The organism is Gillisella vitis (genome assembly GCF_021559775.1).
Classification (GTDB): domain Bacteria; phylum Pseudomonadota; class Alphaproteobacteria; order Rhizobiales; family Rhizobiaceae; genus Allorhizobium; species Allorhizobium ampelinum.
The window spans coordinates 276,819-301,486 of record NZ_CP056048.1; the positions used below are offsets into that span (position 1 = coordinate 276,819).

The 24,668-nt window shown below is 59.4% G+C and carries 20 protein-coding genes; 10 read left to right on the top strand and 10 right to left on the bottom strand.

From position 1 onward, the window contains the following. The first annotated feature begins 8 nt into the window (after positions 1-8). Positions 9-1,298, top strand: coding sequence for an amidohydrolase family protein (locus AVCG78_RS18470; protein ID WP_071206871.1), 1,290 nt, complete (start codon positions 9-11; stop codon positions 1,296-1,298). On the opposite strand, the gene AVCG78_RS18475 is transcribed toward AVCG78_RS18470, so the two are convergent. The 10 genes from AVCG78_RS18475 to AVCG78_RS18520 form a co-directional block, all read right to left on the bottom strand. Further along, positions 1,292-2,872, bottom strand: coding sequence for an amidohydrolase family protein (locus AVCG78_RS18475; RefSeq protein ID WP_081363381.1), 1,581 nt, complete (start codon positions 2,870-2,872; stop codon positions 1,292-1,294). The genes AVCG78_RS18470 and AVCG78_RS18475 overlap by 7 nt on opposite strands. Beyond that, complete coding sequence (locus AVCG78_RS18480) at positions 2,869-3,915, bottom strand: questin oxidase family protein (RefSeq protein ID WP_081355268.1); 1,047 nt, start codon at positions 3,913-3,915, stop codon at positions 2,869-2,871. The genes AVCG78_RS18475 and AVCG78_RS18480 overlap by 4 nt, the downstream gene beginning before the upstream one ends. Positions 3,916-3,929: 14 nt before the next feature. Further along, entirely contained in the window at positions 3,930-4,748 is an 819-nt protein-coding gene (locus AVCG78_RS18485; protein ID WP_071206870.1) for a creatininase family protein, read from the bottom strand. After that, entirely contained in the window at positions 4,745-6,226 is a 1,482-nt protein-coding gene (locus AVCG78_RS18490; protein ID WP_071206869.1) for a SidA/IucD/PvdA family monooxygenase, read from the bottom strand. Before AVCG78_RS18490 ends, AVCG78_RS18485 begins: the two co-directional genes overlap by 4 nt. Then, positions 6,219-7,016 (bottom strand): ABC transporter permease, encoded by a 798-nt coding sequence (locus AVCG78_RS18495; RefSeq protein ID WP_071206868.1) that lies wholly within the window; start codon positions 7,014-7,016, stop codon positions 6,219-6,221. The genes AVCG78_RS18490 and AVCG78_RS18495 overlap by 8 nt, the downstream gene beginning before the upstream one ends. Beyond that, positions 7,013-7,891 carry an ABC transporter permease gene (locus AVCG78_RS18500; RefSeq protein ID WP_071206867.1) on the bottom strand — a complete coding sequence of 293 codons (879 nt, stop codon included), beginning with the start codon at positions 7,889-7,891 and terminating at the stop codon, positions 7,013-7,015. Before AVCG78_RS18500 ends, AVCG78_RS18495 begins: the two co-directional genes overlap by 4 nt. Next, positions 7,888-8,994, bottom strand: coding sequence for an ABC transporter ATP-binding protein (locus AVCG78_RS18505; RefSeq protein ID WP_071206866.1), 1,107 nt, complete (start codon positions 8,992-8,994; stop codon positions 7,888-7,890). Before AVCG78_RS18505 ends, AVCG78_RS18500 begins: the two co-directional genes overlap by 4 nt. A 3-nt stretch (positions 8,995-8,997) precedes the next feature. Then, complete coding sequence (locus AVCG78_RS18510; RefSeq protein ID WP_012653678.1) at positions 8,998-10,080, bottom strand: extracellular solute-binding protein; 1,083 nt, start codon at positions 10,078-10,080, stop codon at positions 8,998-9,000. 112 nt (positions 10,081-10,192) lie between these two features. After that, positions 10,193-11,194 (bottom strand): LysR substrate-binding domain-containing protein, encoded by a 1,002-nt coding sequence (locus AVCG78_RS18515; protein WP_071206865.1) that lies wholly within the window; start codon positions 11,192-11,194, stop codon positions 10,193-10,195. 160 nt (positions 11,195-11,354) lie between these two features. Further along, positions 11,355-13,940: a LuxR C-terminal-related transcriptional regulator gene (locus AVCG78_RS18520; protein ID WP_071584486.1), complete on the bottom strand. Its 2,586-nt coding sequence runs from the start codon at positions 13,938-13,940 to the stop codon at positions 11,355-11,357. 180 nt (positions 13,941-14,120) lie between these two features. On the opposite strand from AVCG78_RS18520, the gene AVCG78_RS18525 reads away from it, so the two are divergent. The 9 genes from AVCG78_RS18525 to AVCG78_RS18565 all read left to right on the top strand — a co-directional run bounded on the left by AVCG78_RS18525 (position 14,121) and on the right by AVCG78_RS18565 (position 24,651). After that, positions 14,121-15,542: an amidase gene (locus AVCG78_RS18525; RefSeq protein ID WP_156582597.1), complete on the top strand. Its 1,422-nt coding sequence runs from the start codon at positions 14,121-14,123 to the stop codon at positions 15,540-15,542. Positions 15,543-15,582: 40 nt separating this feature from the next. Then, positions 15,583-17,136, top strand: coding sequence for an ABC transporter substrate-binding protein (locus AVCG78_RS18530; protein WP_071206862.1), 1,554 nt, complete (start codon positions 15,583-15,585; stop codon positions 17,134-17,136). 55 nt (positions 17,137-17,191) lie between these two features. After that, a complete protein-coding gene (locus AVCG78_RS18535) occupies positions 17,192-18,115 on the top strand; it encodes an ABC transporter permease (RefSeq protein ID WP_071584484.1) in 924 nt (307 codons plus the stop codon). Continuing rightward, entirely contained in the window at positions 18,112-18,960 is an 849-nt protein-coding gene (locus AVCG78_RS18540) for an ABC transporter permease (protein ID WP_071206860.1), read from the top strand. Before AVCG78_RS18535 ends, AVCG78_RS18540 begins: the two co-directional genes overlap by 4 nt. Continuing rightward, positions 18,957-19,790: an ABC transporter ATP-binding protein gene (locus tag AVCG78_RS18545; protein ID WP_071206859.1), complete on the top strand. Its 834-nt coding sequence runs from the start codon at positions 18,957-18,959 to the stop codon at positions 19,788-19,790. Before AVCG78_RS18540 ends, AVCG78_RS18545 begins: the two co-directional genes overlap by 4 nt. Next, on the top strand, positions 19,787-20,671 hold the full coding sequence (locus tag AVCG78_RS18550; RefSeq protein WP_071206858.1) for an ATP-binding cassette domain-containing protein: 885 nt from the start codon (positions 19,787-19,789) through the stop codon (positions 20,669-20,671). The genes AVCG78_RS18545 and AVCG78_RS18550 overlap by 4 nt, the downstream gene beginning before the upstream one ends. 86 nt (positions 20,672-20,757) lie before the next feature. Beyond that, positions 20,758-22,407, top strand: a complete 1,650-nt coding sequence (locus AVCG78_RS18555) for an ABC transporter ATP-binding protein (protein WP_071206857.1) — start codon at positions 20,758-20,760, stop codon at positions 22,405-22,407. Between the two features lie 366 nt (positions 22,408-22,773). After that, positions 22,774-23,253, top strand: coding sequence for a MarR family winged helix-turn-helix transcriptional regulator (locus AVCG78_RS18560; RefSeq protein ID WP_234796108.1), 480 nt, complete (start codon positions 22,774-22,776; stop codon positions 23,251-23,253). A gap of 66 nt (positions 23,254-23,319) precedes the next feature. Continuing rightward, positions 23,320-24,651 (top strand): NAD(P)/FAD-dependent oxidoreductase, encoded by a 1,332-nt coding sequence (locus AVCG78_RS18565; protein ID WP_071206855.1) that lies wholly within the window; start codon positions 23,320-23,322, stop codon positions 24,649-24,651. Positions 24,652-24,668: the final 17 nt, after the last annotated feature.

Below are 24,668 nucleotides of genomic sequence, written 5' to 3' on the forward strand. Positions count from 1 at the left end.
AACTCACCATGTTCGATCTCATCATCCGCAATGCCAACCTGCCAGATGGCCGCCAGGGTTTCGATATTGGCCTCTCTGGCGGAAAGATCACCGCCATCGAAAAGCGGCTGGATGCTGTGTGCGGCGAGGAAATTGATGCAACGGGCCGCCTCGCCAGCCCCCCCTTTTGCGATCCGCATTTTCACATGGATGCAACGCTGTCGCTGGGCATGCCGCGCATGAATGTATCGGGCACATTGCTGGAAGGTATCGCGCTCTGGGGCGAGCTGCGACCGCTGTTGACCAAGGAGGCGTTGGTTGAGCGCGCGCTCCGCTACTGCGATCTCGCCGTCTCCCAAGGCCTTCTGTTTATCCGCAGCCATGTTGATACGTCGGATCCAAGACTGGTCACAGCAGAAGCCTTAATTGAGGTGCGCGAACGGGTGGCACCCTATATTCAATTGCAGCTCGTGGCCTTCCCGCAAGACGGCTATTACCGCGCTGAAGGCGGCGTTTCCTCGCTCAACCGGGCGCTGGATATGGGTATCGACATCGTTGGCGGCATCCCGCATTTCGAGCGGACAATGGAGGAGGGAAGGCTCTCGCTGGAGGCTCTCTGCCGCATTGCTGCCGAGCGGGGCCTGCCGGTCGATATCCATTGCGACGAGACCGACGATCCGATGTCACGCCATATCGAGACGCTGGTGGCGGAAACCATTCGCCATGGGCTGCAAGGCCGGGTGGCAGGTTCGCATCTCACCTCCATGCATTCCATGGATAATTATTACGTCTCCAAGCTCATTCCGCTGATGGCGGAAGCCCGGATCAACGTCATCCCCAACCCGCTGATCAACATCATGCTCCAAGGCCGCCACGACACCTATCCGAAACGTCGTGGCATGACGCGGGTCCGCGAACTGATGGCGGCAGGGCTGAACGTCTCCTTTGGTCAGGATTGCACCATGGATCCATGGTATTCAATGGGATCGGCCGACATGCTGGAGGTTGGTCACATGGCCATCCACGTTGCACAAATGGGCGGGCTGGACGACAAGAGACAGATTTTTGACGCGCTCACCGTCAATTCAGCAAAAACCATGGGTCTCGACGGCTATGGTCTGGAGGTTGGCTGCAAGGCTGATCTCATCGTATTGCAGGCGGCAGACGTATTTGAGGCGCTGCGTCTCAAGCCATCACGCCTGTTTGTGGTCAAGGGCGGTAAGGTAATTTCCCGCACCGCACCCCGCATTGGAGAATTGTTTCTGGAAGGCCGCCCTGCGTCTGTCGATAGCGGACGCGATTACGTGCCGGTTTACTGATCCGACATTGAATTGTAGCGGTAACGACGATAACCAGCCCCAAGGCCCAACTGTTGCAGGCTGGATTCGAGATGCGGCAGCAGGGTTTCTACCGCCTGCCAGGCATACCGTTCCGCATCCGTTTCCGGGTGTGATAGAATAGCCTCGATTTCCGCCATGACAGCATCGCGGTCAACAGTTGTCACGCGACCGCCATCCACCACCAGCCGCCCGCCGACGAAAACCTGTTCTATGGCGTGACGCCCACCGCGATGCAGCAGGGCTTCCACGGGCGGCGTTCGTGAATTGATAGCCGGGCGGGCGATGCGGTCCTTGTCCATCAGCACGATATCGGCCTGCCAGCCAGGCTCCAGACGTCCCGTAAATCCACCGAACCCGGCGGAGGCCGCACCATGTTCGCTGGCCATTTGCAACACGGCACCCGCATCCGGTCTGTCGTTCCAAAGGCCGGTTTCCCGGTGCAGCGCCCAGACCAGTTTCATTTCCAGTGTCATGTCGCGGTCGTCGGCAATATTCGACTGGTCGATGCCGAGGGCCACTGGAATGCCACGCCGCCGCATCTCGTTGACGGGCGCAATCCCGCTGCCGAGCCTGAGGCCGGAAGAGGCATTGTGGCAGATTGTGCAGCCGCAGGAGGCGATGATGTCGAGATCCTCGCCATTCATCCAGTTGCCGTGGCCAAGCGTTACATTGGCGTCAAGGCATTGCAGTTTTTGCAGATGCTGAACCGCGCTGCGGCCATAGGTGCGCCGGGCAAATTCCGCCTGCCGCTCGGTTTCGAGAAGGTGCATGTGGACATTTCCACCTGCCGCCTTGGCCGTCTCGAAAATCGTCTGCAAGGCATTATCGCTGCACCAGTGCAGATTGGCTGGCGCAAGATTCATGCGGATATGCTGTGGGCTACCCTTCATGAAACGGGCGCGCAGATCGGTGTAGAATTCCATCAGCCGGGGAACCGGAATATCGGCAGCGGCCAGTTGCGGCGCAATCCAGTCGCGCAGTTTGGCGGGCAGGCGGCTTAAGATATCCGCATCCGGCTCGTAGGACAGAATATTGCGGTCGCGGATCATGAAGCAATAGCCGAGCCGCATGCCGATTTCGCCATAGGCCGAGATTGTTGCTTCTGCCGTCTGCATCCAGCTGTCCGGCGTGCCGGAAAAGCCGCTATGGATGTGTTGTACGGTGGTCGTGCCGCTTTCCAGCATTTCGATGGCCGAATAAAGCGTATCCAGCCGCTGGTCGATCCGGCGCATGGCGCGAAATTGCGGCAGCCACAGTTCCAGCGGCGCGAAAGGCACGCCCTGCATCAGCGGTGTCACACCGAAATGGTGATGCGCGTTGACCAGGCCCGGCATGGCGATCATCCGGCGCGAGCCAAAGCGTGGCAGGTGGTCGTTGCCATAGCCGACCGCTTCCATCGGACCGATCTGGGCGATCATGCCCTTCTCGACGCGGATGCCGACATCGTGGCGCATGGTCATTTTGCCATCCGTGCCAATGCCGGTCAGCACGGTGCCGGCCTCGATGATGCAATCTGCGCCGGGATTGTCCGGCATCGCAATGGCCCGCGTCATATCCGATAGTCTCCAATCAGGCCGAGACGCCGCGCCGCGGCAACGCGATAGAGCGGGTCTGCATAGATCGTCATTTCCTGTGCTGCCGAATAGGCAAGGCTGATATCATGTTCGTCATAGCTGGCCGCCGCCGCCGCAAAAATCTCTGGCCAATCCGGGGCGGCCAGCGCGCGCCAGCGCGAGATCTCCTCCTCCGGCGGCAGGGTTGGAAAGTCCAGTTCGCGCATCAGCGCCGCAATCGCTTGCCAGAACACGCGCAGCAGGGTGTCGCGGGTTTGCCGGTCGCAAGTGGGGCTGAGCAGGCGTATCCAATGCATGCCCGTGACCACATGCAAAGCGGCAAAATGCTGGGTGGCCGCAAAAAGACGGATGGCGACAGCGGCCATCTTTTCCATCGTATCGGGGCCAATTTCCAGCCAGTCTACAACAGGAACAAAATCCGGCAGGGCGGCGGCATCACGCATGTTCTGCCACAGAAGATCATGAAGCGTCAGCGTGTGCATGGGGGCGATCAGTGTGACCCGACGTAGCACCTCTGAGGGATCGTCGGTGACAGGGCTTGCGCCGGTCGCGGGCGGCAGCGCCAGATAGGTCGCCGCCCAATAGGCAAGCGCAATGGCGATATCACCTTCGTTTTGGCGCAACACGCCATAAGCCGTGCGCATCAGCGCGTGAAAGGCGCTTGCCGCCACGCCCGGTGCCAGATCCGGTAGATAGTGCTTGAGCGCCGCCTCTATTCCGAGCCGGGAGACTTCAGCGGAAAAAAACAGCCGAAGATCCGGCTCCCGCTCCCGTTGGCCGAGAACGGAGCGCCATGTTGTTGCATCGAGCGGCGTGGATGGCTGGCCGAAGGGCAGCAGTTTTTTGATACCCTTATAATGGTCGAAAAAACGGCGCATCTGGGCCGGTGTGCCGCCAATTTCGGCCAGGGCGCAGAGCACCATCGGCGCGTGGTTGGCGAAAGTACCGGTAAATTCCGATCCCCAGGCGGGCATTTCGGCGAGCAGTGCTTCGACCTCCGCCGCTTTGGCTGGTGCCATCATGGTATTCTCCTCGCTCAGCACAGGTTCGAAAAGCGCGTCTGCGCTACAAGTTGCGAGAGATCGAAGGCCTGTGTCGCGGCAATCAGGCTGACAAGTCCATCGGCGGCGCGATCAAGCACGATCTGGCCCTTCTGTGCGGTTGCATTGCTGGCATTGCCGCAGACGCCCGCTGGATGAAGATCCTGCGCCTGCCAGCCGAAACCCACGGCACCTTCTGCTGTCAGCATGCTGCCGGATTTCTCAATTGCCACCGTCAGGGGGACGAAATCCTCGGCTTTGTCCATGGCCACCCGCTCCGGCGCGATGGCCAGCATCATGCTGGTTTCGATGTCGCCGCCATGGATGCCGTGGTCTATTTCCGCGGGCGAGAACAGATCCTCCACCGGCGCGATGCGGAACCAGGAACAGGAAACCGCCAACATGCCAAGCTCGATACGGATATCGCGGCAGACTATGTCCATCAGCGCCATCTGGCCGCCATGGGAATTGAACAGGATCAATTTCGCCGCACCCGCACGCTTGACGCTGCGGGCCAGATCCAGCCACACATGGCGCAGGGTCTCGCCGGAGATCGCCAGCGTGCCGGGGAAGGCGATGTGCTCGTCGGATTTCCCGACCATCATGGGCGGCAGGAACAGGACGTCGGTGTCCGGCTGCAAGCGCGCCACCGTGCGCCGGATGATCTCCGCGTTGATGGCCGCATCGACATCGACGGGCAGATGCGGGCCGTGCTGCTCGACAGCGGCGATAGGAAGCACCACCACCGTTTTTGAGAGATCACGCTCGGCAAAGGTTTGGGTTGAATGATCCACCCAGTAGAAAGACCTAGTCATGATGCTTTTTCCATCATCCGTGCTGCATTTCGGGCAGCAATAACAGCTTCGAAATCATCACTGACCGGCAGGTCCTGCGAGCTATAAGCCTCCAGCCCCGGCAGGATTGCGTTTTCCTGATCCAGCAGCAGCCGGCGCTCAATGCCGCGCACCACCCTTGGCAGGGCATAGCGATGGCCGCTGATTGAGGTGGAATGCGGGCCATGGCTGACGAAACTCGCGCTGTTGAAGGCAAAGACCCGGCTGACCCAGCCGTCTTCCGGCACCTTCGGCAGGAATGCGTAATAGGGGTCGAGATAGGGCAATTGCGACAGCCGGGCGTCCTCCTCTCCGGCTGAGGGCGTGAAATGTTCACCCCAAAGCGCAACCTTTGGTGCCAGGGTTTTCAGTTCCGGGCGCGTTGAGAGATCGACATCCATGCCTGTTGCCAGCAACAGGTGATCGAAGACCAGCACGCCATCGGGCGTCTTTACCGACACGGCGCCGTCTTTTTCAAAAACCTCCAGCCACGGTGTGGCGGGGCGCAGGGTAAAGCCCGGTAGCGCCATTGCTGTCTCAAAGGCGCGCACCGGTGGCGGCTGGTCGGTGCTGCGGAAAAACCGGGCGATCTGCCAGCGGGTATGGTCGGACAGCGCCCCGAAACCACTGAGAAGCGGTGGTGCTTCCAGCGCGCGGTGCGGATTGGTGCGGGGCAGTTGTTTCCGGCGAAAGCAGAGATCGACCGAGGCAGCACCGCTGTTCAGCGCGGTGACGGCATTGTCGAAGGCCGAGGCACCGTGACCGAGAATGCCGATCCGCTTGCCCTTCAAACGCTTAAAATCCACCGGTCCATTGGTATGGTCATAGCGCTGCGATGGCAAAGCGTCGGAAATGAAACGCGGCACCCGCCAGGCACCGGCACCGTCAAAGCCGGTGGCCAGAACCACGGCCCGCGCCAGATGGCGCTCGACATGGCCCTGCCGCAGAGTGGTGACGGCCATCAGGTCGCCTTCCGGGGAGACGTCCGTAACGCTGGTCTCATTGGTGATGGCAATGTCGAAAACCTCGGCATACCAGTCCAGATAGGCCTTCCAGTCGGTGCGGGGGATGCGGCCCAGTGTCTGCCAGGCCTCAATGCCATAGCGGGTTTCGAACCAGCGACGCACCGAGAGATTGGCGACGTTGAATTCGTTGCCGACCGCCGTTTTGGGGGTGCGCAATTCTTCCATTCGGGCAAAGGTGGTCCATGGTCCTTCCGCGCCAGCCGGGGCGCTGTCGAACAGGCGGATCTGCTGGACCCCATCCCATTTCAGCGCCGCTGCAATGGTGATCGCCGACTGTCCCCCGCCAACGATGGCGACATCGCAGACGGATAGGGCCGAGATGGGCAGTGGCGCAAGCCAGGGAGCCGCCGGATAGGCGAGGGCGGCAAGATCGGCCCTCGCTGCGTCCTTTAAACGAGCAAGTGCGGCCACGGCATCGGGGAGAGGATCAAGCATGGTCTGAGGGTCCTGAAATACTGTGTTTGTGCCGGTTGCGGCGATAAAGCTCGCTGACAATGACGATCACGGCTGTCAGCAAAAGCACCACGACCTGCATGGCGTTGAGGTCGGGCTTCAGCTCGCGCCGGAATTGCGAGGCGATAATCAACGAGAGCGGCTGCGTGCGACCGGCGAGAAACATCGAGATGGTCAGATCGGCCAGCGATAGAATAACGCCAATGGAATAGGCAGCACCGATGGCACCCTTCAACTGCGGCAGCACGATCCGGCGAAAGCTCTGCCAAGGGGTTGCCCCCAGATCGCGGGCGGCATCTTCCAGCCGTTTGTCGAGGCGGATGACGGTGGCGGCAATGATGGTGGTGGCAAACGGGATGGCGATCAAGGTTTGCGCAGCGATAAGAGCGGCTGCTCCGCGCCCCAGTCCTATCCAGTTCATCAGCATGGCCTGGGCAATTGACAGCACCGTTTTCGGCACCAGAAATGGCAGGACAATCAGAAAGATAAAGACCGGGCGAAAGGCCAGCCTGGGCGAGGCAAGTGCCAGGGCCGCGCACAGACCGATCAAGGCCGCCAGGATGCCGACCGGCTGGGAAATCAGGAAACTGGTCAGGAAGCCATTGAGAAAGGTCGCATTGCCGAACAGGTCTTTGTACCAGGAAAGCGTGAAGCCGCTTAAGGGAAAGGCCATCAGGCTGGAGGCATTGAAGGAAAACAGCGCCAATACGATGATCGGCAGATAGAAGAAGCCGACAGCGAGGCCAAGAGTCAGGGTGATCCGCCGGTTCATTTCAAGCCCCCCTGCAGGACGGCCCGCGCGCCTTTCAGCCGCAGCAGGAGCCAGGCCATAGCGCTTGCCGTTGCAAACAGCGCGATCAACAGGCTCAACGCCAAGGCAGAGGCAAGCGGCCAGTCGAAGGCGGTGCCGAACAGGTTGTCGATCATCGCCATCGGGGTTGCGCCGGAGGTGCCGCCCAGCATGCTTGGTGTCAGCATGTCACCGGCGGCGAGCGCAAAGACCGCCAGCAGGCCGACAGCAAGGCCCGGCACCGTCAGCGGAAAGATCACCCTTGTGAAGGCATCGAACGGGCGGGCACCGAGGTCGCGGGCCGCTTCGATCAACCGTCGATCGATCAATTCCGCCGAAATCCAGATTGGTAACACCATAAAGGGCAGGCAATTGTAGAGAAGAACGAGATGGGTGGTGAAGGGGGAAAACAACAGAAACTTGACCGGCTGATCGACCAGACCAAGCCATTTCAGCACCGCATTGACCAATCCTTCGGAGCCGAGAACCACCCGCCAGGCATAGATGCGGACGATTTCGCCGGTATAAAGCGGCGTCAGCAATACGATCTGGGCGATGCCCTTCCAGGCGATAGGCAGCCGGGAAATGGCAAGCGCGATGGGATAACCGACCAATGCCGCAAGAAATGCCGTGATCAGTCCGGATAGAACCGCCTTGCCGATCAATAGGGCAAAGACCGGATTGGACATCATCTGGCCCCAGCTGTGCAGGGAGAGATCCGGCACCATGACGAAAGCATCCAGATCCACTGTGAAGAGACTGAAGGCCACCAACAATAGAAGTGGCAAGAGACAGCCCAGAACCAGCAGCAGTGAGACGGGAAGGGCCAGATGGGCGCGGCTGAGAACGAGCGTCATGATGCTAGCCTCGTGATGAAGCATGAAACAGTGTCGAGCGTCATCGTTATTGTCGAGCCCGGTTCCGCTGGCCGGTCTGCCATCAGCCGTACCGTCACGCCTGAAATATCCGCTTCGATCAGGTAGCGGTCGCCCTTGAAGACGACATGCCGAACCTCCGCGGAAAGAACAAGGCCGTGACCGCCCGCGCTGCCAAGCCGTAAATGCTCAGGCCGGATCACCAGGGCGGCGCGTTCGCCTTTCGCAAGACCATGGATGGCGGGAGCGGTGATGGTTCCAAGCGGCGTCTCGATGGTTGCCGTCTCCGTGTCTAGCGCCAGGACCTCACCCTCCACCAGGCTGGCTGACCCGATGAAATCTGCCACGAACGTGTCGGCGGGTCGCGCATAAAGCGTCACCGGATCGGCTTTCTGCGCGATCCTGCCCTTGTTCATCACCACGACGATATCCGACAGCGCAAAGGCTTCTTCCTGGTCATGGGTGACATAGACGAAAGCAATGCCGAGGCGGCGTTGCAGGTCTTTCAGCTCGATCTGCAAATGCCCGCGCATCTTGCGATCCAATGCCGAAAGCGGCTCATCGAGCAGCAGCAGATGCGGCTCGGCAATGATGGCGCGGGCCACTGCCACCCGCTGCTGCTGGCCACCGGACAGCTGATGCGGATAGCGGCTGGTGAATTCGCCCATGTGAACGGCGTCCAGCGCCCGTTTCACACGCGGTGCCGGGTCCTGCGCACCACGGCGCAGGGTGAGCGAAAAGGCAACATTCTCGAACACGGTCAGATGCGGAAACAGCGCATAATTCTGGAACACCGTGTTCACTGGTCGCCGCTCTGGTGGCACGCCGGTGAGCGAGCGCCCGTCGAGCACCAGCGACCCGGCATCGGGAGTTTCAAACCCGCCGATCATCCGCAGGATCGTCGTCTTGCCGCAGCCGGAGGGGCCGAGAAAGGTGGTGAAGGCGCGTTCTGGAATGTCCAGATCCACGCCATCGACCGCACGGTTGCGGCCATAGGACTTGACGAGGCCCCTTGCGGACAAGAGCATCGGCAAACCGGTTCCGACGTTTTTGTCCGTTGCTGTCTTATCCCATGCCTGCGTCATGCTTCAGCTCGCCTTGACTTCGTTCCAGATTTTCAGCCAGTCGGAATAATTGGGCGGCGCCACCGGCCACATGAAGGATTTCATCACATCCATATCGTCAACGAAGATCGTTGCCTGTTCCTCATGCGAAAGCTTGTCTCTGATGACGGAGGAGGTGGTGGCGTAATGGCCGATCCGGGCCACATCGGTGGAATAGCTCGGTCCAAGCAGATAATTGATGAATTTATAGCCGATCTCGGTCTTTTCCGGTGAAAGATTGGCAGGCATGCCGAAGCAGTCGCACCAGCCCATCACGCCAGCCTTCGGCTTGGCCATGCCCATTGGCAGCTTGGCCTGTAGCTCGTCATAGGGTACGCGCCAGGAGAAGGCGCAGGAGACTTCGCCGGTGGCAAAGAGATTGGTGAGGTCGCCGATGGTCTGCCAGTAGGTGCGCAGCAGCGGCTTCTGGGTAATCAGCAGTTTCTTCGCCTCAGCCAGTTCCTTGGCCTCCATGACGAACACTTTGTCACGCGGCACACCGGCAACCAGCCCGGCGATGGCGATGGATTCCAGCGCGTAATCGCGCATGGCGAGTTGGCCGGAATATTTCGCATCGAAGAGCGTGGTATAGTCCGGCTCCTTGTCGAACTTGTCCTTGCGGTAGACAATCGGATTCAGGCCCCAGAGATAGGGAATGGCAAAGGTCTTGCCGGCCTCATCCATCACCTTCGGCGTGGATTTGAACACATCATACATCAGGCTGGCATTGGGAATTTTCGACAGGTCCAACTCTTTCAGCAGACCGGCCTTGATATAGCGCCAGCTGCCGTTCAGCGACGGGTTGATCATGTCCCAATCGGCGGCGGCCCCGGTTTTCAGCGCAGCAAACTGTGCGTCCTCGCTGGAAAGATAGGAGAGCTTGACCTTGACGCCGGTTTCCTTTTCGAAGGCGGCGACATATTCGGGATGGCCGTTGGAGTCCCAGGTGGCCCAGACCATGTCGGAGACCGCAGCGCGTGCGATGCCCGCGTTTGAAACCACCCCTGCGGCAGCACCCGCCGCCATTCCCGCCAGCACGTCACGCCGTGTGATACCTGTCCGTTTCATGGAGCCCCATCCGGTTCTTGTTGCGATGAGGATAGTGTGCGGACTTTCGATCCAAACGGCCATAAGGCAAAGGCTATAGTGTCTATTGCCTTTGTTGTTGATGGGGCGGGTGTCAGCTTGGCTGCCAACTGGGCTGCATGTGGTGCATCGGTGGAAGAGGCAAGGGGCCGGGGCGGTCGAGCGTTTGCATCTCGGCAGAGGCGTGTTTGATCATCCGGCGCAGCCAGGCCTGGTCGGGCGCATGATGTTTGCGGTCGTGCCAGAGCGTATAGAAATGCATCTGCCCCAATTCCACCGGAGCGTCCAGGACGGCGAAGGGAAAGGTTTGCGCCACCTGTTCAGCGAAGTGCTTGCCCGTGGTGAAGACGAGGTCAGAGCGGGCCAGCACGTAGGGCGCGATGGAATATTCCGGCACCGTGGCGCGGATATGCCGCTTGACGCCGAGATCACGCAATCGTCCGTCGATGGGGCTGAATTGCGCGTCACGCTCTGACGTCGGTGACAGATGGCTTTCCTCAAGATATTCATCAAGCCGGATGCGATCTCGGCCCCGGCGGGCAAAACGGTGCGTGGATCTGACCATGCAGACGATATCGGTCTTCAGCATTGGCGCGATGCGCAGGTGCTCCGGCGGGTGGGGCCAATTGCCGATCACCGCATCGATCCGGCCCTCCGATAGTCCCGACAGCAGGTCATCCTGGGATGGCATTGGCGAGGCGTCGATGGAAATGCCGGGGGCCATATCGGTGATCGCGCCGATCAATTGCGGCATGAACACGGTGCCGAGACAATTGCTGGCAACAATGCGAAAATGTCGAACGGATACGGCGGGATCAAAAGCAGTCGGAGAGATCAGGTGGGTATCGATCCGACCGAGAATGTCATTCATCGCCGAGCGCAGTGCCAGTCCACGCTCGGTTGGCACAAGCGCGCTGCCGGACCGCACCAGCAGCGGATCCTGGAAAATATCGCGTAGCCGCTTCAGCGAAAGGCTGACGGTCGGCTGCGCCTGGCCCAGCAGATCGGCAGTGCGCGATACGCTGCATTCCGTCAACAGCAAGCGCAGCGTGCGCATCAGACGGATATCGAGATTTGCATAGGCCTGCTCCGACATGCTCGTACTCCTTTGGCCGTGAGTAACTTGATGAAAAGCATTTTCTATGCCAGTTGCTGACCTGGAAACTGGAGCGTTTTGGCTTTTGAGCCATTGTTTATGCGCCACGCAGCCGTCGCGAGCAAAGTTTCTAAAGGACACTTCGCGGCAATCTCACCCACTATTCGAGGGTCTTCAGAACGGCTTGGGTTCGGCTTTTTACACCGAGCTTGGCAAAAATGTTCTTGGCGTGCGATTTCACGGTATTCAAATTGATATCGAGCCTGGTGGCGATTTCGCTGTTGGAAAGCCCCCACCGCATCAATTGCAGCACGTCGTCTTCCCGCTGCGTCAACTCGGTGAGGGAGCCACGCAGACTGAGCCGGGCCTCCTGCCTTTGCACTCCGCCGGGGTTCGGAGACGCGGCAACGGGTGAAATGAAATCACGTAAGATGCGCCGGGTGGCCATGGTGTCATCCTCAAGATCCGCAGGCTGCGTCTCCTCGGCCTTATGGGCGGGCGCAATGATCTTGGCGAGCGCTTCCGCCTGTCGCGCCATCAGAATACGGCCTTCCTGCCGCGCCCCTGCGGCAAGCGTCCGAAGTTTTTCCGCAGCCGCATCGATCTGTCCGGCATTGCGCAGGATTCTGGCCTCGACAATGCGAAATGGGTCCCATATCTGCCAGGCGGAAGAGGGAAACCTGTTGCGCGCCTCGGGCAATTGCAGCGACAGCCGTTCCCATTCGCGGCGGCCCTCTGCGGGGCTGTTGAGACGAAAGGCCCGGTCGGCCCGCTCTATACCGAGCTGGAATTCGAGGCGAAAATCTTCCGCCTCATAGGCTCTCCTGCTGGCACGAACCAGAAGTGCCGTTGCCTCCTCGACCCGGCCAGTTATATCGAGAAGCCGCACGAGACCGGTTGTGGCAATCAGGATCCGTTCGCACAACCCGGAAACATCCGTTGCCTTTTCCGCCGGGATCGCCCGCCGCCACAGGCGCTCGGCCTTTTCAAGATCATTGTCGTCATAGGCAATCAGTCCCAAAAGCGCCGAGGGCAGGGCGACCATGTAGGAGTGTTCCCCGAAATTCTGCTCGGCAATCGCCAGGGCTTCGACAATCACATGCCGGGCTTCCTGAAACAGCGCACGGGCGAGGTAGGACATGGCGGCAATGCAGCGGGAATGAATCCCGCCCCAATGGCAGGCCATGTCGTCATAGACACCGTTTGCCCGCCATGTCAGCCGTTCCGCCAGATCCAGCTTGCCCAGATTGAAGGCGAAATAGCTGTGAATGGAATCGAGATCGACCTGTCCGAAGGCCAGCCGGTCAAGCTCTTTTCCGGCCAGTTGAGAGAGGTGAAAGCTTCCGACTGTGAAATCACCGCCATAGGCACCGATAAGCGCCCGCATGAGATGGAGCCGTCCGCTGATATCGAGACCCGTTCGGGCCGCGATGAGGGATACTGGACTGTTCGGGTCGCTGGCCGCGGCCTCTATCGTCTGAAGGGTTTGTTCGGCTTGCAGAAAGCGGCGCATGTTGATGGATCGCCACACGTGCAGGAAAAGCAGCAGCGGCCTTTCCTCGCGGGCATCCCGGGGCAGTTGCTGCATCCAACGGGAATAGGTGTCGAAACGGCCATGGCTGAGATAGTCGTACAGGCAATAGGTTTCGATCAGCTCCGCCGCCCATTTGGACTGGCGCGCGAGAAAGGCATGACGGACGGCATCGACGGGCGACCCATTGTCGATGAACCATTGCGCGGCGCGGGCGTGAATGCCTTCGACAGCAGGCCGATCATCGCCATAAAGTCGGGTTTGCAGAAACTCCTGAAACAGATGATGATACTTGTACCACCGCTGGGTTCCCGGAAGCTCAACGACAAACAATTGGCTTTGCTCCAGGAAGGCCAGCATTCGGTCTCCGTCAAGCCGACCGGTCACGGCGTTGCAGAGGTCGGCATTCAGCGTTTCCAAGAGGGAGGTCTTGGCGAGGAAGTCGCAAATCTCGGCAGGCAATCCGGCAATGACTTCCTCCAGGAAATAGTCGGCAAATGCGCGATGGCTTCCAGATGGCGCAGCGGCGACGAAATTGCCCGTCGCCCGCCCCGTAACCAGGGCCGCTAGCCGCAAGCCGACTGCCCAACCCTCGGTATGGTCGTGCATCTGGCGGCTTTCGTCTGCCGTCAAGGCAACATTGGAGGCGGTGCGAAAAAACGCCTCGGTCTCCTCCGCGCTGAAATGCAGGTCTTCTACGGCAATGTCGATCATCTCACCATTGGCCCGGTACCGGCCAACGGGTATGGCAGGCCGGTTGCGGCTGGCGAGCACGACGGTCAGGCTCGGCAAGCGGCTGGCGAGGATCGTATTGATCGCCTCACCACCATCGCCGCCTTCGGCCAGATGGTAATCGTCGATAAACAAAGCCAGTGGCTGGCGGATGGATTGATCGGTGAGCAGAGCCGTCAAGCGTTGTAGCGCGTCGGCGCGATCAAGGGAGGGCAGATGATCGCGATTATCAGCGATCGATTGCTGAAGTGCCTGGAGCAGGCCCTCGGCGAAATTTAACGGATCTTTGTCGTCTTCGCTTGCCGAATACCAGACGGTCGAAAACCCGGCATCCGACAGGCTCCGATGCCATTGTGCCAGAAGCGTGGTCTTGCCGGAGCCAGCCGGGGCATGGACGAGCGCCAGCCGGTGTTTGCTGAGAAGCTGCGACAGGCGCGTCAGGCGCGGACGGTCGATCAGGCCTGTCGAAGCGCTGGGCGGCACAGATCGTCTGTTTAAAAGGCGCGTTCGTTGCACAGGTCTCCCCTGAAAATCATTGAGTTCGCTGAGCCTATCACTCTTTAGGGTGAGATTGGAAAATTTTAGCATCTCACCCTTCGGGATCATGCCAAAAATAAGTGCTGGCCGTATTTTTAGGCAACTTCGCCATTGGAGACCGGAAAATTGCAGTTAAGCGAATATCGAACCTATGATGCGACTGGGCTGGCAGAGCTTGTTAGAAAGGGAGACGTTCAGCCAACCGAACTGCTGGAAACCGCGCTTGCCGGCGTAGCGGCGACCAATCCTGCATTGAATGCCATTGTCGCAACATTCGAAGACGAGGCTCGACGCTTCATAAAGGAAGAGCTGAAGGATGGCCCGTTCAAAGGCGTCCCTTTCGTTCTGAAGGACCTCACCGCGCATTATGCTGGACAGCCAACGGGTGCTGGATGGCCGCCTCGCGCCTCTGTTACGCCGCAGCAAGACAGCGAATTGGTGCGTCGCTTCAAGAAGGCCGGGCTTGTCACCTTTGCCAAGACGGCTGTGCCGGAGCTGGCCATGGACTGGACGACCCGTTCGCGGGCGCATGGCGTCACCAATAATCCATGGAATCCGGATCGCACTGCGGGAACGTCCAGCGGTGGCACCGCAGCGGCGGTTGCCGCGGGCATCGTGCCGATGGGACATGGCAATGACGGTGGCGGTTCGATCCGTGTGCCATCCTCCGTCTGTGGATGTTTCGGCATGAAGCCAAGCCGGGGCCGCAATCCGGTTGCACCTGCGGGAAGCACCTGGCAGGGCATGCTGGTGGAACATGCACTAACCCGCTCCGTCCGCGACAGCGCCGCCCTTCTGGATGCGACCGCCGGACCGCATAGGGGGCAATTCTTCAACAGTCCCGCAGGGGGGCAATTCGCTGCCGAGGTGGGACGCGATCCGGGCAAGCTGAGAATTGGCGTTTCGACCAGGGCACCCTATGGCGCAGAAACCCATGCCGATTGCAAGGCCGCGGTCGCCGAGACCGTCACGCTGCTCGAAAGCCTAGGTCATCATTGCGAGCCTTTCGATATCGACTTGCCTGATGACGGCTGGGATGCTTTTGAGACCTATATTCTTGCCGAATACGCAACCGACATGCGTCTTGAGGAAGGTGTCCTCGGGCGCAAACTGACGCAGGGTGATTTTCCGCAGATGCTGTGGGACATGATCGAGGCAGGAAATCGCATCAGCGCGGTCGACGTCAATATCGCAACGACACGCCTGCATGACGTGGCCTCAGCCGTTTCCTCGACGTTTAAAACCTTCGATCTCTTCCTGTCGCCAACGCTTGCTCAACCCCCACTTCCGCATGAGGCTTTTCCGGCTTCGACCTCGATGCGCGGACACTATGCGTTTTATCTGTCTTGGATGCCTTATACGCATATCTTCAACGTCAATGGATCACCGGCCATGTCGGTGCCGCTCGTCTGGAACGACGAAGGCCTGCCGATTGGCGTTCAGTTTGCGGCTGCACCGACTGGCGAAGGTCTGTTGTTCAGACTTGCCGCGCAGCTCGAGGCCGCTCGTCCATGGAGCAATCGACGACCGCAGATTTCGGTCGCATGAAACTGAAACGCATAAAAATACAAAACAAAGGGAACGATGCATGAACCACAAACCAGACAAATCCCCGCTTGCCCGCAGCACCGTTGCCGTGGTCGCACTTGCCGCAGCTCTCACCGGGTTTTCAGCCAGTGCTGCTGATCTGACTGTTGCGCGCTCTGTCGATGCCGACGGACTCGATCCGCAAAAGGCAAGCACGACACAGTCTTTGCAGATCACCAACCTGATCTTCGATACATTGCTGACGATGGCCAAGGATGGTTCCGTCCATCCGGGCCTGGCCAGTGCCTGGACGATGGCGCCGGACGGCAAATCCTATGATTTCACCATCCGCGACGGCATCAAGTGCCACGATGGCAGCACGTTTGATGCCGCTGCGGCCAAGGCCAGCCTCGACCGGGCGCTCGATCCTGCGACCGTTAATCCGAACCTCTCGGCCTGGGGCCCAATTACCAAAAGCAGCGTCGAGGGCAAGGTGCTGAAAGTCACTCTGTCCGAACCCTATGGTCCCTTCACATCCTTCCTGACCAGCATCCAGGCGGGTTTTATCTGCCCGTCCTCGGCATCGGCCAAGGAATTCAAGCCGATTGGCACCGGCCCGTTCAAATTCGTCAACTGGACCCGCAATGACAGCATCCAGCTGGAGGCGAATGCCGATTACCAGAACGTTAACCCGCTGATCGAAAATCCCGGCAAGCCGCATATTGACAAGCTGACCTTCAAGGTCATCCCGGAAGCTGTGGCCAGAATGGCTGCCCTGCGCTCAGGCGAAGTCGATATGGTCGAACCGTCTCTGGAAGAAGCTGCCGACCTGAAGGCCGACAGCAATTTCAAGGTCTACGCAGCCGAGCTGTCCGGCCAGCAAATGCTGGCCGCCTTCACCTGGAAGATCAAGCCGCTCGACAACCCGGATATCCGCAAGGCGATCGGCATGGCAATGAACCGTGACGCCTATGCGTCGATTGCCTTTGAAGGCCTCGTCAACACCGCCAATTGCCCTGTGGCACCGAACCTGTTCTCGACCGATGAGGCGCTTTGCGCCAGCTGGGGCGTCAAATATGACCCCGAAGCCGCCAAGGCTTTGATGGCCAAGGCGGGCTACACGCCGGAAAAACCGCTGAAGGTGAAGCTTCTCGTTCACAAGCTGCCGGGCTGGGACCAGATGCACCAGATCATGCAACAGGATCTGGCAGCCATCGGCGTTCAGGCCGAGATCGAGACCCGCGAAGTGGCCGCTTATTTTGACTATATGAAGGGCGTTAACGAACGTACCGATGGCGAACCTGCCGTCTGGACCATGGGCATGTCGGGTGTCGATCCGGACTACCTCACTTTCCTTTGGAAACGTCCGGGTTTTGTCAATATGGGCATCAATGCCGACCTCGATGGCATGATGGACGAGCAGCGCAAGCTTTCAGGTGATGCTCGCGTCGCCAAGATCCATGATATTGAAAAATATCTGATGGAGAATGCCTATGCGATCCCGCTGCTGTCACCTGGTTGGGGCTGGCTGATGGCATCGACATCGAAAGTCGATGGCTTCAAGATGGGCTTCATGGTGTCGCTGCTGTTCAACGACGTGAGCGTTAAGCCATAATGGGAGCCGCTGCTCCGGCCTGGCCGGGGCAGCCTTCCGATACAGACGGGTTCCAATGCTTGTTCTCATTTTAAAACGGCTGCTCATTGCCCTGGCGACGGTTGTGTCTGTCATTATCCTGTCGGGCATTCTCATCCATATCGTCCCTGGCGATCCGGTCACCGCGATGATGGCGCAATCCGTAACCGCAAGTCCGGAAGCGATGGCGCAAATGCGGGCTAGGCTGGGGCTCGACCTGCCAGTATGGCAGCAGGTGGGGCTCTATACCTTGCACGTTTTCCAGGGTGATCTTGGCATGACGATCCGCGGCAACGAACCTGTCGCAAGATTGCTGCTCCAGCGGTTGCCGAACACCTTTGTTCTGGCGGTTTCAGGGCTCGGCGTTGCCCTTGCCATTGGCATACCGCTGGGTTTTCTAGCGGCAATCCACCGCGGAAAACTGACCGATACGGCGGTCATGGTGATTGCGGTTCTGGGTGTCTCCATCCCCGGTTTCTGGTTGGGTCTGATCATGATCCAGGTGTTTTCGCTGAAGCTCGGCTGGTTGCCGGTTGCGGGCTCGGGTTTGCGCAACATCATCCTGCCAGCCCTGACACTGGGTCTGACCTATTGCGCCCTGGTGGCGCGCATGACACGCTCGGCCCTCGTCGAGGTCCTGGCCGAGGACTATATCCGCACGGCCCGCGCGCGCGGGCTTCGGGAGTATCAGGTGCTGTTGGTTCATGCCCTGAAACCGGCGCTGATCAGCATCGTTACGGTGGTCGGACTGGTCTTTGCCTATCTTCTCGGCGGTCAGGTGATCATCGAGAACGTCTTTTCGTGGAATGGCATCGGTCGGCTGGCCGTCCAGGCCATGCTGGAGCGTGACTATCCGATGATCCAGGGCTTCATTGTCGTCTTCGCCAGTTCGGTTGTCATCGTTTCGATGCTGATCGACATTCTCTACGGCTTTCTTGATCCCCGCATGAGGCAAAGATGACCAGCATAGCAAAACGCAGCATGTTCTCTCTCAGATTGCCTGTCAGTGTGACGATAGGGCTGGCCTTGGCACTTGTCATCGTGCTGCTTTCTCTGCTGTCATCCTATATTGCTCCGTTCGATCCGATGAGGATGGCGTCAGGCCCCCGGTTGTCGGCGCCATCGGCAGCGCATCTTTTCGGAACCGACGAATTTGGCCGCGACCTTTTCAGCCGCGTGCTGCTCGGCGGGCGGTTGTCGCTTGGCATCGGCCTCAGCGCTGTCGTCAGCGGTCTGGTGATTGGCGGTCTCATTGGTCTGATCGCCGCTTTCGGTGGCCGGGTTGTCGAGGCTTTGCTGTTGCGGCTTATCGATGTGCTCTACTCGTTTCCCGATACGTTGATCGCCCTTGCGCTGGTCGCTTTTCTCGGGCCGGGAATAGAGAACGCAACGCTGGCGATTGCGATCAGCCTCGTTCCCTTTTACGCGCGGGTGGCCTACGGCCTTGCGGCTGCCGAGCGGGCAAAACCCTATATCGAGGCCGCCAGACTTGCAGGCACCCGGTCCGCCCGGCTGGTCCGCGTCCATGTCATGCCGAATATTGTGCAAAGCCTGATCGTCATGGCAACACTTGGATTTTCGTCCGCCATCCTGTCCGCCGCCGGGCTTTCGTTTCTGGGGCTTGGGGTCCAACCGCCATCGCCGGAATGGGGCGCCATCCTTGCCTCGGGGCGCAATTATATTACCAAAGCCCCGTGGATTCTGATCTTTCCGGGATTGGCGATCTGCCTCACCGTGCTTTCCTTCAATCTGATCGGTGACAGCCTCAGGGACCTCATCGACCCCCGCCGAAAGGCAAGACCATGACGCAACCTTATCTGCGAGTCCGCGATCTGACGGTTGCCTTCCCCACCAGGCAAGGGCCGTTCACCGCAGTCGATGGTGTCGGGTTCGACCTTGCCCGGGGAGAGATCCTCGCCCTTGTCGGCGAATCCGGCAGCGGCAAGAGCATGACGTCGCTGTCGATCATGCGTCTTCTGCCGGAGGCGGGGACAATGTCAGGCACGATCGAGATCGATGGGCAGAATATTGCCGGGCTTCAGCGCCGGGACATGGAAGATGTGCGCGGCGCCAAAATTGGCATGATCTTCCAGGAGCCGATGACGTCGCTCAATCCGGTCCTGACCATTGGTCGCCAGATGAGCGAAGGCTTGATCCGTCATAAGGGCATGGCGCGTCGTCTGGCGCTGGAGCACGCCATTGCCGCCCTTGAGGATGTCCGCATTCCCGAACCCCAGCGTATTCTCGGACAGTATCCGCATCAATTGTCCGGCGGGATGCGCCAGCGCGTGATGATTGCCGCTGCTCTGACCCTCAAGCCCGGCGTGCTGATTGCCGATGAGCCGACCACGGCGCTTGACGTGACAGTCCAGGCGCAGGTGCTGGATCTGCTTGTTGATCTCAAACTGCGCCATGGGTCAGGCATTCTACTGATCACCCATGACATCGGTGTGGTTGCCGAAACGGCGGATCGTGTCGCGGTCATGCGCGGCGGGCGCATCGTTGAAACCGGCCCGGTCGCGCAAATTCTGTCTGCGCCGCAGCATGACTATACCAAAGCGTTGCTGGCCTCGCATCTGACCGTCGAACGGGCAATGCGGCAGCGCCGCGACAAGACAAAGGCCAATGCCAGATGACCACAGAACCAATCCTGGCCCTTGAGACTATCCGCAAGGTATTTTCCGCGAACGGGCGAGAGGTGAGGGCGCTCAACGGTGTGTCTCTCAGTCTCGGGCGCGGCGAAACGCTCGGGGTGATCGGCGAAAGCGGTTCCGGTAAATCGACGCTGGGCCGTATCGCCGTCGGGCTTGAAACCGCTGATAAAGGCACGATCCGCATCGGCGGCACCGATATTGCCGGTCTTTCAGCGCCCTTGCGCCGAGAGGCGTTTCGCCATTGCCAGATGATCTTCCAGGACCCCTATTCCTCCCTCAATCCCAGACTGACGATCGGTCGCCAGATCGGGGAGGGGATCTACGCTACCGGCGTCGCCAATTGGAAAGAGATCGGCGAGAGCGTTGCGGATCTTCTGGAGAAAGTCGGGCTCAAGCGGGACTATGCGGATCGCTATCCGCATGAGTTTTCCGGTGGCCAGCGTCAACGTATCGCCATTGCCCGTGCGCTTGCGCCAGGGCCGCAGGTGGTGATTGCCGATGAACCTGTTTCTGCCCTCGATGTCAGTATTCAGGCCCAGATTCTCGACCTGCTGGCGGATTTGCAGAAAGAGAATTTTCTCTCCTACCTGTTCATTTCGCATGACATGGCCGTCGTTGCCCATCTCTGCGACCGGGTTGCCGTGATGCATCATGGTCGTATCGTGGAATATGGCCCGGTCGAAGCGATTGTTGAACATGCCCGGCATCCTTATACGAAGAGCCTGCTGGAAGCCGTTCCGCGCCTTGGCCGCCGCCGTAGCGGCGAGAGACGTGTGCCCGTCGCGCTGCCCACCCATGGGGATGATGATTCCTATGAGGCGGTTTCGCCCGGCCATTGGGTCTTGGCGCATAGCCCTATGTAATGGATTGGGGACCCTGCGGCGTTACGGCACCTTTCTTGCATCTGTCTTTTCAAAAGAACGAGACGCGCAACAATAAGGGGTAACTCATGCCGAAATCTGTTCAAGACGATGTAAGCGAGGCAGATAAGCTGCTGTCCGTGCAAGGATTGACTGTCGGCTTGCCGCCGGGCATGGACCGTCGATATGCGGTGGAAGATATGTCCTTCGACCTGAAGGCTGGAGAAATTCTGTGCATTATCGGCGAGTCCGGTTCGGGAAAATCCGTGACGGCCAATGCCACGATGGGACTTCTGGCGTCATCTTTGCACATTGTGTCCGGCAGCATCGTGCTGGAGGGCCAGGAACTGGTCGGTGCCGATGCCGCCACCTTGCGCGCGTTGCGTGGCCGGATCGTTTCGATGATTTTCCAGGACCCGTTGTCGGCGCTCAATCCCCTGATGACCGTGGGCGATCAGATCGCCGAGGTCATGGAAGCCCACGGCATTGGCACGCAGCAGGAGCGCCGGGCGCGTGTTCTCGACCTGATCACCGAGGTGGGGCTGCCGGACCCGGAACTGATGCAGCATCAATATCCCTTCCGATTGTCCGGCGGTCAACGACAGCGCGTGATGATTGCCATGGCGCTGGCGCTTGAACCGAAGGTGTTGATCGCTGATGAGCCGACCACCGCCCTCGACGTGACGACACAGGCGCAGATTCTTGAGCTGATCGCGTCTATCCAGCGCCGCAAGCAGATGAGTGTGATGTTCATCACCCATGATTTCGGCGTGGTGGCCGAGATTGCCGACCGTGTGATTGTCATGGAAAAGGGGCATGTCGTCGAACAAGGGCCGGCATCCGTGGTGCTGAAAAGCCCTGATCATCCCTATACGCAACGGCTGATCGCGGCCGTGCCGCGGATGCGCGCAAGCGACCGTGAGAATGAGACGGATACCCCTGTTGTTCTGGAGGCCCGCAATCTCTGCAAGACCTATGGGACTGGTTCAGGTTTCCTGTCGAAGGGCCGGGTGATCAAGGCGGTCGATGATGTCTCCTTCACGATCGCCAAAGGCCGGACGCTGGGTATTGTCGGGGAATCCGGGTCGGGGAAATCATCGCTCGGCCGTCTTCTCGTCAAACTGATGAACAGCGATTCCGGCGAAATCCTCTTCGGTGGCCGTGATATTGCACCCCTGTCGGAAGAGGCTTTCCGCTCGATGCGGCCCTATATCCAGATGATCTTTCAAGATCCTTTCGCCTCCCTCAATCCGCGCCAGACCATCGGTCGCATCTTGACCGTCGGACCAGTGGCTCAGGCGACGCCCATTCACGAGGCGCGAACACGCGCGATGCGGCTTCTGGAACGGGTTGGCCTCGATGCAGGCGCCTATGATCGGTATCCGCATGAGTTTTCAGGCGGCCAGCGCCAGCGTATCGGCATAGCCCGCGCATTGATGTTCAATCCCATGCTGATTGTCGCGGATGAAGCCGTTTCGGCGCTCGATGTTTCGATCCAGGCGCAGATCCTTCAGCTGCTGACGGAAGTGCAGCAGGAAATGAAACTGGCCATGGCCTTTATCACCCATGATCTGCGCGTCGCCAGCCAGATCTGCGATGAGATCGCGGTGATGTATAAGGGCCGTATTGTCGAATACGGACGACCCTCGCAGATCTTCCGCAACCCTACCCATGATTATACCCGCCAACTCGTTTCCGCTATTCCCGGAACCGAATGGGAGCCTGCCGTGATGGTGTAATTCCCACATTGGCCTGGCCTGGATTCAGCTTGAAATGACCTTGGACGCCTGTCTTTGAACGAGGCGCGTCTGCTTGCCAATCGTGCAGGAAAGGGCATGTCTGCTGGCTGGGCGGCTATATTTTGGGCGGTATTGTCGGATGCGTAAATTTGCATCTTCAATGTCAAAAAAATAGTTGCAAATGTCCATTAATGGGCGTTCAATCCTCTTAAGCAAAGAATAGACGATAGAATGGCCCCCACGCTCTTTCGTCCATATCCAACATTCAACGCGCTGACAAAATTGTGTTTTCGGGAGTTAACTGGAAATCGATTAATTGTGCTTTCGCTTAAATAGCTCTGCGGCGGGGTGTTTTTGGTGATGACAATGGGACAGGGCGACCAGATGGCGGTAGTGGAACTGGATGTTCTGGAAAATGTCCTCAGCTATTACATCCGTACGATCAACATGGCGGTTTCCCGCGATCTCGATCAGAAACTTGGTAAGCTCGAGGTTGCCAAGGGGACCGGCAAGATCACGACGCTGTTGTTGGTCGATAGCCATCCAGGCATCCGGTCCTCCGCCATCGCGCAACTGATCCTGAAGGATCGTTCGGCCATGGTGCGGTTGGTTGATCAGATGGAAGAGCAGGAACTCCTGCGCCGCGAGGTGGATGACGGCGACAACCGTGCCCAAGGCCTGTTCATCACGCCCAAGGGTGCTGCGCTGGCAAAGCGTGTTCGTCCCCTTGTCGTGAAACAATCGAGGGATTTCTTTCCCGATATTACCGACGAAGAACATCAGATGCTGATCTCGATACTCGGGCGTACCTATCGGCGCATTATTGGTCTTGAGAGTTTGCCTTAGGAAAAGTGGAAGCCGATTTTCCTGAAAAGACAAACAACGACTGCCAGCTTAAGGAGTTTTTCTGACATGCCAGGTCCCTATGTTGTTCCCGTCCATGGGGATGCGGAACTACCGAGCCACGTGGATGTCGTTGTTATCGGCGGCGGCATTATCGGCACATCCACCGCACTTGAACTCGCCGATCAGGGATTGAGAGTGGCGCTCTGCGAAAAAGGCGGCATCGGCCACGAACAGTCCAGCCGCAACTGGGGTTGGGTTCGGATTTCGAGACGCGATCCGCGCGAAGTGCCGTTGATGGCCGAGTCGCTGCGCATCTGGGCCGATCTTAACCGCCGCACGGGCCGGGAAACCGGCTTCAAGCGTTCGGGCATCGTGTTTACCTGCGCCACCGAGAAGGAATTTGCCGAACACGCGCGCTGGAACAGCAATCTGGACGGCTACCAGATCGAAAGCCGGATGCTGAGCGCCAAGGAGTTCCGGGAGAAATATCCAGGCTCCGACATGAATATTGCCGGTGCGCTTTACACAGCGGGTGACTGCCGCGCCGAACCGCAGAAGGCCGCACCCGCCATTGCCGAGGCGGCCCGCGACCGGGGCGCCTTCATCCTTACCGAATGCGCGGTGCGCGGTCTTCAGCTTTCCGGCGGCAAAGTGTCGGGTGTGGTGACGGAGCGCGGTGAGATTGCCTGCCAGTCCGTCGTCCTGGCGGGCGGTGCATGGTCCAACCTGTTCTGCGGCAATAACGGCCTCGACCTTCCGCAGTTGAAGGTGATGAATTCCGTGCTGCGCACCAAACCGCTGGAGGGTGGCCCGGAGGAGGCCATCTGGTCAAACGGCTTTGCCATTCGCAAGCGGTCGGATGGCGGCTACACGATTGCCAACGGCTTTCAGAATATCGTCGATATCGTGCCAGCCTCTTTCCGGTATGCGCGCAATTTCCTGCCCGCGCTGCGCCATGAATGGCGTTCTCTCGATCTGCGGCTGACGGGCCGGTTCTTCGATGAATGGCGCATTCCGCGCCGCTGGTCGCTCGATGAGGCGTCTCCGTTCGAATACAACCGCGTGCTGGACCCTGTGCCATCAAAGGCGATGACCGACGGTGCGCTGGCCCAACTTAAGAAGGCTTTCCCCGTCTTCGAAAAGGCGGAGATTTCGCAGCGCTGGGCGGGCATGATCGATGTGACACCCGATGCCATTCCGGTCATCGATGCCATCGACGCCATTCCCGGCTTTCACGTCGCCACTGGCTTTTCCGGCCATGGTTTCGGTATCGGACCGGCTGCCGGTCGGCTGATGGCCGATATCGTCACGGGACGCAACCCGATTGTCGATCGCAAGGACTTCCGGTTCAGCCGCTTTAGCGATGGCTCGAAAATCGAACTGATCAGCGGCTTTTGAATGCGGCATGGCTTACG